The 15,371-nt window shown below is 29.4% G+C and carries 17 protein-coding genes; 11 read left to right on the top strand and 6 right to left on the bottom strand.

The window, feature by feature from the left end:
- The first annotated feature begins 2 nt into the window (after window positions 1-2).
- Entirely contained in the window at window positions 3-401 is a 399-nt protein-coding gene (locus CCC31_RS03125; protein WP_022089603.1) for a methylglyoxal synthase, read from the top strand.
- Window positions 402-534: 133 nt separating this feature from the next.
- Here CCC31_RS03125 and CCC31_RS03120 read toward each other — a convergent pair whose 3' ends face one another.
- Window positions 535-750: a DUF378 domain-containing protein gene (locus CCC31_RS03120; RefSeq protein ID WP_022089602.1), complete on the bottom strand. Its 216-nt coding sequence runs from the start codon at window positions 748-750 to the stop codon at window positions 535-537.
- Between the two features lie 194 nt (window positions 751-944).
- Between CCC31_RS03120 and CCC31_RS03115 the strand changes: the two genes are divergently transcribed.
- The 9 genes from CCC31_RS03115 to CCC31_RS03075 all read left to right on the top strand — a co-directional run bounded on the left by CCC31_RS03115 (window position 945) and on the right by CCC31_RS03075 (window position 9,368).
- A complete protein-coding gene (locus CCC31_RS03115) occupies window positions 945-2,333 on the top strand; it encodes an HlyD family efflux transporter periplasmic adaptor subunit (protein WP_290849626.1) in 1,389 nt (462 codons plus the stop codon).
- A 17-nt stretch (window positions 2,334-2,350) separates the two neighbouring features.
- Window positions 2,351-3,043 (top strand): YggS family pyridoxal phosphate-dependent enzyme, encoded by a 693-nt coding sequence (locus CCC31_RS03110; RefSeq protein WP_022089600.1) that lies wholly within the window; start codon window positions 2,351-2,353, stop codon window positions 3,041-3,043.
- A 27-nt stretch (window positions 3,044-3,070) separates the two neighbouring features.
- Entirely contained in the window at window positions 3,071-3,649 is a 579-nt protein-coding gene (locus tag CCC31_RS03105) for a cell division protein SepF (RefSeq protein ID WP_022089599.1), read from the top strand.
- Between the two features lie 29 nt (window positions 3,650-3,678).
- Window positions 3,679-4,434 carry a YlmH/Sll1252 family protein gene (locus tag CCC31_RS03100; protein WP_022089598.1) on the top strand — a complete coding sequence of 252 codons (756 nt, stop codon included), beginning with the start codon at window positions 3,679-3,681 and terminating at the stop codon, window positions 4,432-4,434.
- Window positions 4,435-4,600: 166 nt separating this feature from the next.
- Window positions 4,601-5,707 (top strand): 3-dehydroquinate synthase, encoded by a 1,107-nt coding sequence (gene aroB, locus CCC31_RS03095; protein ID WP_290849623.1) that lies wholly within the window; start codon window positions 4,601-4,603, stop codon window positions 5,705-5,707.
- A 21-nt stretch (window positions 5,708-5,728) separates the two neighbouring features.
- Complete coding sequence (gene lspA / locus CCC31_RS03090; RefSeq protein ID WP_118565085.1) at window positions 5,729-6,292, top strand: signal peptidase II; 564 nt, start codon at window positions 5,729-5,731, stop codon at window positions 6,290-6,292.
- A 56-nt stretch (window positions 6,293-6,348) separates the two neighbouring features.
- Window positions 6,349-7,257, top strand: a complete 909-nt coding sequence (locus CCC31_RS03085) for an RluA family pseudouridine synthase (RefSeq protein WP_022089595.1) — start codon at window positions 6,349-6,351, stop codon at window positions 7,255-7,257.
- A gap of 252 nt (window positions 7,258-7,509) precedes the next feature.
- Window positions 7,510-8,223 (top strand): ATP-binding protein, encoded by a 714-nt coding sequence (locus CCC31_RS03080; RefSeq protein WP_022089594.1) that lies wholly within the window; start codon window positions 7,510-7,512, stop codon window positions 8,221-8,223.
- Window positions 8,224-8,312: 89 nt separating this feature from the next.
- The gene (locus tag CCC31_RS03075; RefSeq protein ID WP_022089593.1) at window positions 8,313-9,368 is read left to right on the top strand and encodes a tyrosine-type recombinase/integrase; all 1,056 of its coding nucleotides are present in this window, start codon (window positions 8,313-8,315) and stop codon (window positions 9,366-9,368) included.
- Window positions 9,369-9,488: 120 nt separating this feature from the next.
- Here the strand turns inward: CCC31_RS03075 and CCC31_RS03070 are convergent, their stop codons facing one another.
- Complete coding sequence (locus CCC31_RS03070; RefSeq protein ID WP_117909372.1) at window positions 9,489-9,812, bottom strand: LysM domain-containing protein; 324 nt, start codon at window positions 9,810-9,812, stop codon at window positions 9,489-9,491.
- A 266-nt stretch (window positions 9,813-10,078) separates the two neighbouring features.
- On the opposite strand from CCC31_RS03070, the gene lexA reads away from it, so the two are divergent.
- Window positions 10,079-10,696, top strand: coding sequence for a transcriptional repressor LexA (gene lexA, locus CCC31_RS03065; protein WP_022089591.1), 618 nt, complete (start codon window positions 10,079-10,081; stop codon window positions 10,694-10,696).
- Between the two features lie 147 nt (window positions 10,697-10,843).
- Here the strand turns inward: lexA and CCC31_RS03060 are convergent, their stop codons facing one another.
- The 4 genes from CCC31_RS03060 to nadD all read right to left on the bottom strand — a co-directional run bounded on the left by CCC31_RS03060 (window position 10,844) and on the right by nadD (window position 15,368).
- Window positions 10,844-12,145: a GTP-binding protein gene (locus CCC31_RS03060; RefSeq protein ID WP_290849618.1), complete on the bottom strand. Its 1,302-nt coding sequence runs from the start codon at window positions 12,143-12,145 to the stop codon at window positions 10,844-10,846.
- Window positions 12,146-12,417: 272 nt separating this feature from the next.
- Window positions 12,418-13,722 (bottom strand): alpha-amylase family glycosyl hydrolase, encoded by a 1,305-nt coding sequence (locus CCC31_RS03055; RefSeq protein ID WP_290849616.1) that lies wholly within the window; start codon window positions 13,720-13,722, stop codon window positions 12,418-12,420.
- A gap of 14 nt (window positions 13,723-13,736) precedes the next feature.
- The gene (gene rsfS / locus CCC31_RS03050; RefSeq protein WP_117909366.1) at window positions 13,737-14,075 is read right to left on the bottom strand and encodes a ribosome silencing factor; all 339 of its coding nucleotides are present in this window, start codon (window positions 14,073-14,075) and stop codon (window positions 13,737-13,739) included.
- Between the two features lie 102 nt (window positions 14,076-14,177).
- A complete protein-coding gene (nadD, locus tag CCC31_RS03045) occupies window positions 14,178-15,368 on the bottom strand; it encodes a nicotinate-nucleotide adenylyltransferase (RefSeq protein WP_290849613.1) in 1,191 nt (396 codons plus the stop codon).
- Window positions 15,369-15,371: the final 3 nt, after the last annotated feature.

Genomic DNA, 15,371 nt, shown 5'->3' with positions numbered 1-15,371 from the left:
ATATGAATATTGGTTTTATAGCACACGATTCAAAAAAACATTTAATGCAGAATTTCTGCATTGCGTACAGGGGTATTCTATCAAAGCATGAACTTTATGCGACAGGTACTACAGGCAGATTAATAGAGGAAGCGGCTAATTTAAATGTTCATAAATTTTTAGCTGGACATTTAGGTGGTGAACAACAGATGTGTGCCATGATTGAGCAGAATCAGATGGACTTAGTTATATTTTTAAGAGATCCATTAAATCCTAAATCTCATGAACCGGATATTCATAAAGCAATACGTTTATGTGATATGCACAATATTCCTCTAGCTTCAAATGTAGCTACTGCCGAATTACTTATAAAATCACTTGAACACGGAGATTTAGAATGGCGTGAAGCTTATAATGCATAAAAAAATACCGGAATATAGTTATACTAATTAGATTAGTTGACTATTTCCGGTATTTTTTATTAATTATTTTATTTCTAAATTAAGAATTACTAAATTGTAAATGCCATAAAAGAATACAATTCAGATAAAGTTTTTAATGGTTTTCACCAAGAGAATAAACTCTTCCATATAGACTGATTAAGTACAAACCACATAATCCGATTATTGCATAAATAATTCTTGAAAGCCAACTCATATCGCCAAATAAAAATGCAACTAAATCAAATTTAAAGAAACCTATAAGTCCCCAGTTTATTGCTCCAATTATAACTAATGTCAGCACTGTATAATCAAATCCTTTTGAATTCATATAATCACCTCCTGTGCTTTATATATGATATTTTTTACAAAAAATCAAATAATATAAATGGTAATTATTTCATTGACTAGAATTGAAAAATGATAGATAATATAAGATAGTGCCTGATGATTTGAATTAGGCAGATTTAACATTTGTTTAATAGATAATTTTAAATTATCTAATACATAATTAAGGTGAATAAGATGGCAAAAAAGCAAAAACGAGTAATAAGATATAAATCTTACACACGTATTAATCCGGGTATTATAATTTTTGGCATTATATTTATATATATAGCAATCAGCTTATTTAAATACATTACAACAGACAGAATTAATTATTATGAAGTAGTCGAGGGAACTTCATCCGATGAAACATATAAATCCTATAAAGGGATTGCATTACGTAAAGAAAGTGTTGTTAATGCTGATTCTTCCGGATATGTTGATTATTATGTTCGTGAAGGTGCACGAATATCTTTAAATACAACTTTATATAGTATGGATGCAGACGGAACAATTAATAAACTGTTATCTGAAATGTCTGAAAAAGATACTACCCTTACAGACGATGATATTACAAAATTAAAAGATAAAATATATACTTTTACAAACAACTATGATGATATGGATTTTAATGAAGTATATAATTTTAAAAATAATGTTCAGGGAACAGTTGCTGACCTGATTAACATGAATGCATTAGATTCATTGATTAAAAATAATTCAGATTCTCAATTTTCGATAAATAAGGCACGTAATACAGGAATTGTACTTTATAGATTTGATGGATATGAAAATAAAAAGGCTAAAGAACTTACAATGGATGACTTTAGAGCTAAAAACTATTCTTCACAGCTTGTTAATTCAGGCGATTATGTTGAAGCAAATGAGCCTATCTATAAATCTATTACTGATGATGAATGGAGTATCGTAGTTCCATTTACCAAAAATGAAGTAAAAAAATATAAAGATACAGTAGGTGTAAAAATTAAATTTAATAAAGATAATATAACCACTACAGCCAATATTAAAATTGTAAAGGGTTCAGATGGTAATAATTACGGAGTAATTACATTAGCAAAGTATGTTGTAAGATATGCAACAGACAGATTTGTAAATATTCAGATTATTGATAATATAACAACAGGATTAAAAATTCCAAAAATATCAATTGCTTCTAAGAATTTATACATAATTCCAAAGGATTATGCCACAAAATCTAATGACGATACAGACATTGGATTTAGAAAACAGGTTGTTAAAGATGGCAAAATTGATAGTGATGTAACATATCCTACTATTTCATATTCAGATGATGATAATTATTATGTATCTACGGATGAATTTGAAAAAGGTGATGTACTCATCAAGGATGATTCTGTTGAGACATATACTATTGGAGCTGAACAGACAAGACAAGGTGTTTACAACATAAACAACGGATACACTGTTTTTGTTCAGGTAACCATATTAGGCGAAACAGATGAATATTACATTGTTGAATCGGGCGAAAAATATGGTTTAAGTGTGTATGACCATATCGTCTTAGATAGTAGCAAAGTAAAAGAAAATCAAATTATATTTCAATAAATAAAGGAGTGATTTTAATGATACAGGAAAATATTAAACTTGTAGAAGAAAACATTAAAAAGGCTTGTGAAAAAGTTGGAAGAGACGTAAATGAAGTAACTTTAATAGCTGTCAGCAAAACTAAACCTTATACTGCAATAGAAGAGGCATTGCCAACAGGTGTTAAAGATTACGGAGAAAATAAAGTTCAGGAACTTTGTGACAAATATGAAATATTGCCAAAAGATATCAAATGGCACATGATTGGTCATTTACAAAGAAATAAAGTTAAATATCTTGTAGGAAAGGCTTCTCTTATCCATTCTGTTGATTCAATAAGATTAGCAGAACAGATTGAAAAAGAATATGCAAAAGCTGATGAAATTGCGAATATATTAATTGAAGTAAATATGGCACAGGAAGAAAGTAAATTCGGAATAACATCTGAAGAAACTGAACAATTAGTTAGAGAAATAGCTAAATTTCCACACATAAGAATTAAAGGATTAATGACAATTGCTCCATATACTGATAATCCTGAATCAAATAGAGTATATTTTAGAAATATGAAGAAATTATCGGTTGACATAGAAAATAAAAACATTGATAATGTTAGTATGAGTGTCTTGTCGATGGGGATGACAGGAGACTATCAGGTAGCCGTTGAAGAAGGTGCAACTCTAGTCAGAGTCGGTACCGGAATATTTGGTGAAAGAAATTATAATATTTAAAATATAAATTAAAGTTAGGAGATTAAAATGAGTTTTATAGATAAAGTGTCGAACATATTAAGAATGGATTATAATCAGGATGATTACGATGATTATGACGAAGATTTCGATGATGATTTCGACGAAGATGAAGAAGAGACAAGACAGCCTGAACGTGTAAGTCGTACATCTTATAGAGACAAATACGAAGATGAAGACGATGAACCTTCATATAGCAAACGTTCAAGCCACGCTAAATCTTCATCCAGAAGTTCATTTATGAGCAAATCATCTAATAAAAACGCAAGAAATGTCGTTCCGATGAGAAGTTCAGGATTAGAAGTTTGCGTAATTAAGCCATCGGGTTATGATGAAACAAAAGAAATAATAGACACATTGCTTCAGGGAAAAGCTGTAATCGTTAATTTAGAAGGCGTTAAATTAGATTTAGCTCAGCGTATTGTTGATACAGTTTATGGTGCAAGCTATTCTATAGGCGGTAAATTACAAAAAATAACAGGATACATTTACATCGTGACACCTTCAAATGTTGATCTTTCAGGTGATTTCCATGATGCAATATCAAGTTCATATAATAACATGAGATCAACTTCAATGTATAAGTAGAATTATATTCGACATTTAAGGACAGACTGATGAACAAAGAAGATAATTATGTTAAAAACCGATTATTAGATCTTGCAGATATTACTTATTCAAAAAATATCTATGCATATTCTGATTTTCTAAATTTAAATGAAATAAATATTTTTAATACAATAACAAATCAATTACCTCCAGTTAATTACTATTTGACTGGAGGCAATGTTTATGCAGAAAGAAAAATTGTAGTCTTTAAACCAATTGAAGTCTATTATGAAGAAGATGTCCCAATCACTCTTTTAAAAATCGAACCACTCAATAAAAAATACGCAGATACATTAAATCATAGAGATTATTTAGGGGCAATATTAAATTTGGGAATTGACAGAAGTAAGATTGGCGATATTTTTATAGGTGAAAATGTAGCATATATATATGTTATTACAGGAATTTCTGACTATATAATCAATAATTTTACAAAAGTAAAACATACTCTTATTTCATGTAAGATTGCTTATGATGAAATTGAAAATGTCAGGCCAAATCTTAAAGAAATAAAAGGAACTATCGGTAACATACGATTAGACAGTATAATTTCTTTAGCATTTAATAAATCAAGAAGCAGTATTGTTTCATATATTGAAGAGAAAAAAGTATTCGTAAATGGAAAAATTATTACTTCAAATGGATATTCAATTAAAGAAAATGATATTATTTCAGTCAGAGGTCTTGGCAGAGTTATTTACAACAGACAGATAAGTGTTACTAAAAAAGGAAAAAATCTAGTATCAGTTTCGATATACTGTTAAATAAACAAGCTACAATCATTATTGTAGCTACTGAAAATTAAGATGCTTGTTGTTATATAGTTATTATTTCAACAAGTAATATAGCAGACAAAAAGAAAGGGCACTGTAAATTAAATTAGATTTACGCAAATTAAATAAATATTTATTTAATTATAAGGAGAAAAATATGGAAGTATCAATTAACACAAACGCAATGAAAGTAAATTATGAGCAAAAGCCTTGTTATGATATTGTATTTTCAAAAGATTTCAATTTATTAAATGATGAAATCCAGCAATTAAATATAAGTAACAAACGAATTTGTATAGTTACAGAATCAAATGTTGGTCCTTTATATGCAAATGAAGTTAAAGATATTTTTATGAGTAATTCAAAAGAAGTAATTATTTTTGAATTTACAGCAGGTGAAGCTCATAAGAATTTGGATACAATTTCTGAATTATATACTGTTTTAATTGAAAATAAATTTGACAGAAATGATATGCTTGTTGCTTTAGGTGGTGGTGTTGTAGGAGACATGACAGGATATGCTGCAGCAACTTATTTAAGAGGAATAGATTTTATTCAAATTCCAACTTCTTTATTAGCACAGGTAGATTCAAGTATTGGTGGAAAAACAGGTGTAGATTATAAGGCTTACAAAAACATGATAGGAGCCTTCTACCAGCCTAAACTTGTATATATGAATCTTAGTACATTAAACTCATTACCTAATCGCGAATATTATTCAGGAATGGGCGAAATAGTTAAACACGGATTAATAAAAGATTCTGATTATTTCTACTGGTTAAAAGAGAATTATCAAAAGATTTTAGATAGAGACTATGACACTTTGTTTACTATGATTTACAATAGTTGTAATGTAAAAAGAAAAGTAGTGGAAGAAGATCCTAAAGAAAAAGGAGATAGAGCCTTACTTAATTTTGGACATACAATTGGTCATGCAGTTGAAAAATTAAAAAATTTCACATTACTTCATGGGGAATGTGTTTCAATTGGTATTGTATCAGCTGCATACATTTCTTTGTTTAAAAATTATATAAATAGCACTGAATTTAATGATATATGTGATACATTAAAATTATTTAAATTACCTGTTACTACATCAGATATTAACGCTAATGATGTTGTTGAAGCCACTTTAAATGATAAAAAAATGGATTCAGGTGTAATTAAGTTCATCGTTTTAAAAGAAATTGGTAATGCTTCAATTGATAGAACTATAGACCATGACTTATTAATTTATAGCTGTGAAAAAATAATTGAAAAGTAAGTTTTAGAAAGGATTATAAAGATGAAAACAGGACTACATAATTTAAAGCTTATTGTTTCTTTAATTGTTCTGATAATATTTGATCAATTAACTAAATTTTGGGCTGTTACACAATTAAAATCCGGAAAAGTTATTTCCATAATTCCAAATGTCTTTGAATTAAACTATTTGGATGGAGGGAATACAGGTGCAGCCTGGGGTATTTTTTCAGGAAAGATAGCTATGTTTATCATCTTTACAATAATAGTAGTAATTATACTGATTTTATGTATTTACAGAATCAGCAAACTACTAACGTTAAACTGTTCGTTAAATACTATGCATTTAATTTCAATGCAGTATATAATTACTTTATTGATAGCAGGAGCAATTGGTAATTTGATTGACAGAATTGTAAATGGATATGTTGTGGATTTTCTGTATTTTAAGCTTATAGATTTTCCAGTATTTAACGTTGCTGATTGTTATGTGACAATCGCATGTGCATTGCTTATAATTTTTTGCGTCTTTGTAATTAACGACAAAGAATTTAATGCGATTTTTTCTTTGAAAAAAGATGATTCTGAAGATAAAAAAGATAAATAAATTTCAAACTATAATTTAGAAAATTATTTTACAAATATAATTTAAGCGAGAATAAAATGAGTAATATATATTATGTTGACGATGATTTCGAAGGAGTTCGAGTTGATAAGTATTTAGGCGAAATTTTGCCTGACATATCTAGATCTTATATTCAAAAACTGCTAAAAAGCCAGCATATTTTAGTAAATAAATGCGTGTGCAAAGCTAATTACAAAGTTAAAACGGACGATATAATTAATGTAGATATTCCTGAACCGTTAGAAGCAAATATTGTAGCTGAAGATATTCCTTTAGATATAATATATGAAGATGATGATATTTTAATAGTAAATAAACCTAAAGATATGGTTGTGCATCCGGCTCCAGGTCATTATACAGGAACATTGGTTAATGCATTAATGTATCATTGTCGTGATAATCTTTCTGAAATAAATGGTGTTTTAAGACCTGGAATTGTGCATAGAATTGATAAAGATACAACAGGTGCTTTAATTGTATGTAAGAATGATTACAGCCATAATTTTGTAGCCGAGCAATTAAAAGTTCATTCGATAACGCGAAAATATGTAGCAATTGTAAATGGTGTTATATCTGATGATGAAGGCACTATTGATGCACCAATTGGACGTCATGAAGTTAATCGTAAAAAAATGTCCATTAATTATAAAAATGGTAAAAATGCAGTGACTCATTATAAAGTTTTAAAGCGTTTCAAAAAATACACATACATTGAATGTCAGCTCGAGACAGGGCGTACACATCAAATAAGAGTTCACATGTCAAGTATTAATCATCCTATTTTGGGCGATGAACTCTACAATAACAATAAATGTCCGTTTAAATTACAGGGACAAACTCTTCATGCAAAAACTATTGGCTTTATTCATCCTACAACTAAAGAATATGTAGAGTTTGAAGCACCATTACCTGAATATTTTAAACATTTGCTTGAAATATTAGACTAAAGAACTTATTTTAATGCAATTTTATAAAAAATATAGTTTAAAAAGGCATAATATCAAGTATGTATGCATTAAATTATAAACGCTTATACAATATATGAATGAATTACATACAAAACATTTCGTTAAAGTTGTCTTTTGCGAACAGTTGTGTTACACTAATTATGTGGACGCAACTGTTTTTTTATACTGTTTACTTCCACTACAATCGTATTTAATTATAAATAAATAATAGTTTTCAAGGTAGGTAAAATTATGAAATCACAGAAATTATATAGTTACGTAAGAAAGGCCGTTGATGATTTTGGAATGATTGAAGATGGTGATAAAATAGCAATCGGTATATCAGGTGGTAAAGATAGTTTAACTTTACTATATGCATTGAGCGGACTAAAAATATTTTATCCAAATAAATTCCAATTAGTTGCAATAACAGTTGATTTAGGATTTGGTATTCAGGATTTAGATAAGATTAAGGATTACTGCAAAAAATTTGATGTAGAATATGATGTAATAGAAACACAGATTGCTGATGTAGTGTTTGAACAGCGAAAAGAATCCAATCCTTGTTCTTTATGCGCAAAAATGCGAAAAGGTGCATTAAATAATAAAGCCGAGGAATTAGGCTGTAACAAAATAGCTTATGCACACCATAAGGACGATATCATTGAAACAATGTTTCTTTCGCTTATTTATGAAGGAAGATTCCACTGCTTCTCTCCTGTTACATATTTAGACAAAAAAAGATTAACAGTTATAAGACCATTAATGTATGTACCAGAAATGGATGTTATTGGTTTTGCTAAAAGATATGAACTACCTGTTGCAAAAAACAGATGCCCAGTTGATGGACATACTAAACGAGAATATGTTAAAAAACTGGTTAGACAGTTGGTAAAAGAAAATCCCGGTTGTAAAGAACGTTTCTTCACTGCTATTATGAATGGATGCTACAATATGGATAAATAATATTATTTTTGTATTTTAAAAATAATATTGTATTTCATAAATTTGTATTAAAAAAACAAGAAAGGTTATTTTAAATTTGGTATAAAATTATGGCACAGAATCATACATATCATGAACAGATTAATATTGATAACGAATTAAAATTAAGAGAGTTGCAAAAGAAATTACCTAAATTCTGTTCTACTTTTTTTAGAGGAATTGAACCTACTACTTCTTCACGTACAAGAATAGCATATGCTTATGATTTAGGTATATTCTTTAATTACATTAAAACAGAAAATCCTAAATATTCAAATATAGATATTTCAGAACTTGATTTAGATATTTTAGATAAATTGACAGCTACTGATATTGAAGAATATTTAGAATATCTAAAATATTATATTTCTGATGATGGCAAAGAACATACAAATAGCGAGCGAGGAATAATGAGAAAACTTGCAAGTGTTAGAACTTTATATAATTACTTTTATAGAAAAGAACTTATTAAAAACAATCCTGCTAGTATTGTTTCGATGCCTAAACTTCATGACAAAGAAATAATCAGACTTGATGTTGATGAAGTCGCTGAATTATTAGATGAAGTAGAAAATGGAACAAAGTTAACTAAATCCCAGCAAAACTTTCATACTAAAACTAAAGTTAGAGATATTGCAATACTAACACTTCTTCTTGGAACAGGTATTCGTGTATCTGAATGCGTTGGTATTGATATAAATGATATTGATTTTAAAAACACAGGTATAAAAATTCAACGAAAAGGTGGATATGAAACAATCATTTACTTCGGTGATGAAGTTGAGGAAGCGTTAAGGAATTATATGGAAGAGCGAAAAAGAATTGTTCCTGTTGAAGGACATGAAGATGCATTCTTTCTTTCAATTCAAAGAAAACGTATGGGTGTTCGTTCTGTAGAAAAACTTGTAAAAAAATATGCAGGTCTTGTTACTAATTTGAAGAAAATAACACCACACAAATTAAGAAGTACTTATGGCACAACTTTATATCAGGAAACCGGAGACATATACCTTGTTGCAGACGTTTTGGGACATAAAGATGTAAACACAACTAAAAAACATTATGCTGCAATTGATGATGAACGCCGCAGAAAGGCTAGAAATGCCGTGAAATTACGCAATGATTAAGCACTAGATAAAAATCATTAATAAATAAATTAAAACGCTGTATGACTTAAATTTAGTTCATACAGCGTCTTGTAATTTTATTACATTGCCTATAGTCAATTTGCATTAACTATTATTATATTATTTCTTTATTTCATCTGAATAATACATAACTGATATATATTTCCCAGCGTGAATCTTATCACCACTTCCAATGTGATTATATTTACAGATTTCATCTACATACTCTGATACTGATGCATATTCCGGTGTTATGTATTTCTTAGCGATACTTGTTAATGTATCTCCGGGTTTAACCTCTACACTTGTGTAATATTTATATCTGTTAGAGTCAGCCTTCTTCTGTGCTCCAACATCTGTAAGCTTAACAGTACATACAACTGCAGTTGCAAGTAACATTGTAAAAATAACTGATGATAAAAAACTGTTTCTAAATAACTTCATGTTTAAAATCCTCCATATAATATATTTATATTATTGCTATTACGCGAACACTTGTTTGCTTTGTATAATTATATTAACACCCGAACGTTTGTTTGTCAATACTACTTTCGAATATTTGTTCGGTTTTTTGTTGCGTAATTTTTTCTTATATGATAAAATTAGCATATGAGGTGTACATTAGATGGTACAGTTAAGTATATTTTGAAATTTTTTTTTTGATTTTGAATATATTTTAAAATTTTATATATTATTTGGAGGAATTACATATGCCTGGTAAGATTACAGCTAAACAGCAACAGATTCTCGATTACATAAAAGAAGAAATATTAAGAAAAGGATATCCACCTACAGTTAGGGAAATCTGTGAGAAAGTTGGTTTGCGTTCTACTTCTTCTGTTCATTCACATTTAGCTACTTTAGAAGAAAACGGCTACATAAGAAGAGACCCTACTAAGCCTCGTGCTATCGAGATAATTGATGATGAATTTGGACTTGCACGAAGAGAAATGTCTAATATTCCGGTTGTTGGAAGAGTTGCTGCAGGTGAGCCATTACTTGCAGTTGAAAACATCGAAGATTATTTTGCATTGCCAACTGAATTTTTACCTAATAACGAAACGTTCATTTTGAAGATTCACGGTGAAAGCATGATTAACGTAGGTTTTTACGAGAATGATTATATTATTGTAGAAAGAACTTCTGCTGTAAGTAATGGAGATATTGTAGTTGCTTTAATAGATGATTCTGCTACAGTTAAAAGATTTTATAAAGAAGATGGCCATATCCGCCTTCAACCTGAAAATGACAATATGGATCCAATAATTGTCCCTGATTGTGAGATTTTAGGTAGAGTTCATTCATTATATAGACCTCATGTTGTTTAAGCTAACATAATATAAACATGTTATTTAAACTAATATAAAAAAGATATCAGTTGAAATAAACATTTTCATATCGAATAAGATAAATTTGTTCATTTTTACTGATATCTTTTTGTAATGTTATTACAATACTTTCTCGTTAGTGTGTTTTTATGCAAGGCAATCATCTAATGATTTAATTATAGCTTCTTTATCAAGATTCTGACCGATAAATACTAATTTAATCATACGATCGCCTACTTCTTCGTCCCAATCCTTAACTAATGTAGGATCATCTTTCATTGCCTGAGCACGTACTCTTCTTGGTGCTGTAGCATACCATCTGCCGGCATTTGTAATATTAATCTGTTTACCTGCCTGTTCAAACATATAAGCGTCATTATTGTTCTCAGCTGCCCAGATAATACCTTTGCTTCTGATAATACCTTTAGGCATATCATTAATCCAGTCTTCAAATTTTTCTTTAGCAAAAGGTTTTCTTCTATAATATACAAAACTTCCGATACCGTATTCTTCTGCCTCACCCTCTCCATGATGATGGTGGTGATGGTGATGATGTCCATGATGTCCGTGGTCATCATTTTCATGTTCATCATGATGATGATCGTGTCCCTCATGATCGTGTCCTTCGTGTTCATGTTCGTCATGATGATGACCGTGTCCCTCATGATCGTGTTCCTCATGCTCGTGTTCGTCGTGGTCATGATGTTCGTCTTCATCTGCGTCATAATTTTCAAGAGCCTGAATCCAACCTGCTGACATACTTGCTTCATCGAAATCAAATCTTTCAGTATTTAAAATTTCACTTACAGGAACTTTTCCGTAGTTAGTATCAATTGTCTTAGCATTTGGCTGAAGAGTTTTAACAATAGTTTTAACCTTGTTTAACTGTTCTTCTGAAATAGTATCAACTTTGTTGAAAATAATAGTATTACAAAATTCAATTTGCTGAATAAGTAAATTTTCGATATCTTCATCATCAATATCATCTTTAACAAGATTTTCACCACATCCAAATTCGTCTGCTAATCTTGCTACATCGACAACAGTTACAATATTATCAAGACGGCAAAGTTTTGCTCTCTTATCATAAGAACCGTCTAACATAGTAATAGACTGAGCAATTGGCAATGGCTCACAAATACCACTTGCTTCAATTAATAAATAATCAAATTTACCTGATGAAACTAAATCAATAATCTGATTAATTAAATCAACCTTTAATGTACAACAGATACATCCATTCTGAAGTGGAACAAGATTGTCATCTTTCTGTGTAACCTGTCCGCCTTTAGCTATTAAGCTTGCATCAATGTTAACCTCACCAATATCGTTAACAATAACCGCTACTTTATATCCTTCCTGATTAGAAAGGACTTCATTAAGTAATGTTGTCTTTCCTGCACCTAAATAACCTGTAAGTAATGTAACAGGTACAATCTTCTTTGCCATTTAAATCTACCTCTTTTCATAAAAATTATGTTATTGCTCAATTGTATACAAATTTAAAATTTCAATTACAAAATTAAGCAATAAAATTTAATTTAGCCATTTGTACATTTAATATAATAAAATCATTTTTTAACAAAATTATGAACAATTTCAAAATAATGAATTATTATTCATTTTATATAATACCAGGTTTAACCTAATAATCAAATTTATAAGCAAATTATAAGTGATTTTAAATTATAAATAAAATATTTTATAATTTAAGACTATTCTTAAACTAATTTCAAAATATATGAACTATAAGCTTTCATTTCAAAACCATTTGCTACTCTTAATTCTTTATTAGTCAACAAATCAATGCAATTTGCTGAAACATTAAAATTAGCATAAAAATTATTTTCATCTGCATTAATGCAAACTAATACAGTCTCTGTATCAACACATCTTTTGATTACACATTGCTTATTTGTAAGTAAAATAGTAGAAAAATCTCCGTAATTTAATGCAGTTGAATTTTTCTTAATATCAGCTAATTTAGAAATGTGCTTAAACAATTCATTTTCAATTGGCTGTTCAAATGAAGGACGCAAAGCTTGGTCTCCCTGACTTTTATCAGCTTTTTCACCCCATTCACTTCCATAATAAACACAAGGAATTCCAGGCATTCCAAACATCAATGTATAAATCAATGGCAAATGATTTTCATTACTTAGTATGCTTGCAACTCTTGTTACGTCATGATTATCTACAAATGAAAATAGATGCTTTCCTTTGTATAAAGTCCAATTTTCGGGTCCGAACTGTCTGTTTAAAGAATGGCATACTTCAAACATATTCATAGAATTAAAACTTGAATATAAACCTTTATAGCACTCATAATTTGTTGCTGAATGTAACATTGAATCATTCATTCGCTGATTGTAATCTCCATGAAGCATTTCACCAACCAAAAAGAAATCATTTTTTAATCCATCACAATAATTTCTTAATCTATGCAGAAACTCAGGTGAAAGACAATAAGCTACATCAAGCCTTATTCCATCAATATCAAATTCATCAATCCAAAATTTGACTGCATTAAGTATATGCTGCACTACTTCTTCATTTCCAAGATTTAACTTAACTAAATCATAGTTACCTTCCCAGCCTTCATACCAAAGTCCATCATTATAATTGGAATTTCCTTCAAAACTGATGTGGAACCAATCTTTATATCTGGAATTTTCTCTATTCTTTAAGACATCCTGAAATTGATAAAATCCTCGTCCTACATGATTAAATACACCATCTAAAACAATTTTTATACCATTTTCATGGAGCTCTTGGCAAATATTTTTAAAATCTTCATTTGTGCCTAATCGTTTATCGAGCATGCAGTAATCCCTTGTATTATAACCATGTGTATCTGATTCGAATAAAGGAGAAAAATAAATTGCATTTGCTCCAAGTTTCTTAATGTGTGGAATCCACTCTGAAACTTTATTGATTCTATGCTCTAATACACCATCATTTTCAAATGGTGCACCACAAAATCCAAGTGGATAAATCTGATAAAATACACTTTCATATGCCCACATGTATATCACCTCTTTTATAATTCAACAACTTTTCCGTCACGCCAGATTCTCTCTAAATCATAGAATAAACGATTGTCTTTATTAAATACATGGACAATAATATCTTCATAATCCATTAATACCCAGTCACCACTTCTATACCCCTCGATATGAGTGGGATTTTTGCCGATTTTATGCATTTCTTCATCAACATTATCTACCATTGCCCTTACCTGATTATCATTGTTTCCGCTGGCAATAATAAAATAATCAGCCATTGTAGAAATTTCAGATATATCGAGTACTGTAATATCTACACCTTTTTTATCATCTAACGCGTCATAGGCTATTTTAGCCATCTCTCTGATTTCCATATTGTTTCCTCCGTAATTATATTATAAATTAAGATAACTGTTTTATTTAAAAATAATATTTCTATCAAATTAATTATAATTAGTAATCCAAATATGATTAATTTATCTATTCTCTATAACATTTTTATAAAATTCATATGCCTTACATGTATTTACATCAATATTATCCTTGGAATTACCTTTTGATTTTAAATAGTTAAGTGTATCTCTCAAAATTGTATATACAGTTAAATCAATATCTGAATATGCAATTTTGCGTAAATAATCAAGATTTGGTGCCTGATTTCTTGACGGCTCAATATAATCTGCCGAGAAAATAATTTTCTCTAATAAAGTCATATTAGGCTTTCCTGTTGTATGGAATGTTATTGCTGATAAAACGTCATCATCATTTATTCCGTATTTATTTCTAGCAAGAACGGCACCCGCTTTACTATGCAAAAGAAATTGATTCTTCATTTCCATATCAGTTATTTCGATGTTATTATCTTTACATAATTTAACTTTTTCTTCATCCGGAATACATTTAGCACAGTCATGAAGTATTCCTGCAAGATATGCCGTATTAGGATTCTCACCCAAAGCTTCAGCCATCTTTTTTGCTGTATTCGCAACACCTATTGTATGTTCATAGCGGTGTGGATTAAGTTCTTTCTTTAAATCTTCTAATATTTCAGCCGGATTCATTCTTTTCACCTGATTTGTATTTTGATATAAATTATGTTCTTTAATATATTTGTATATTTGATTTGGGATTTCATCTTTATGTTCTGACAAATGCATTCTTATTTCAGACGAAGATATATCTGTCGCTTCAACAAAAATTACTTCAATATTACAGTCATACTTTTCTTTTAAAGAACTTATTTTTGCATTTATATTTTTCATTGACCCATCATTTCTTGCTGCAACAAGTACTGTATAACAGGAAAAAATAATTTCAGGGTGATACCATGATTCAATATTCATCAATGAATCACTGCCAATAATAAAATAAAATTCATTATCAGGATAATCTTTTTTTAGAAAAGTCAATGTATCAGCCGTATATCTGTAGCCATTCTTATATTCGTAATCACAAGGTATAAACGAACAATTATCTCTCAATCCTATATTCAGCATTTCAAATCTCACTTCAAAAGAATTAACTGTTTCTGAATTCTTGTGAGGTGGATTAGGTGATAACATAAACCAAATCTGTTCCAAATCAAATTGTTTCTTAGCTTCACTGGCAATATTTATATGAGAAACATGTAATGGGTCAAATGTTCCTCCAATAATTCCAATTTTCATATA

Source organism: Eubacterium sp. LMAG:50 (assembly GCF_008680265.1).
GTDB lineage: Bacteria > Bacillota > Clostridia > Lachnospirales > Lachnospiraceae > Eubacterium_U > Eubacterium_U album.
This window is presented reverse-complemented; position numbering and strand designations above follow the sequence as displayed.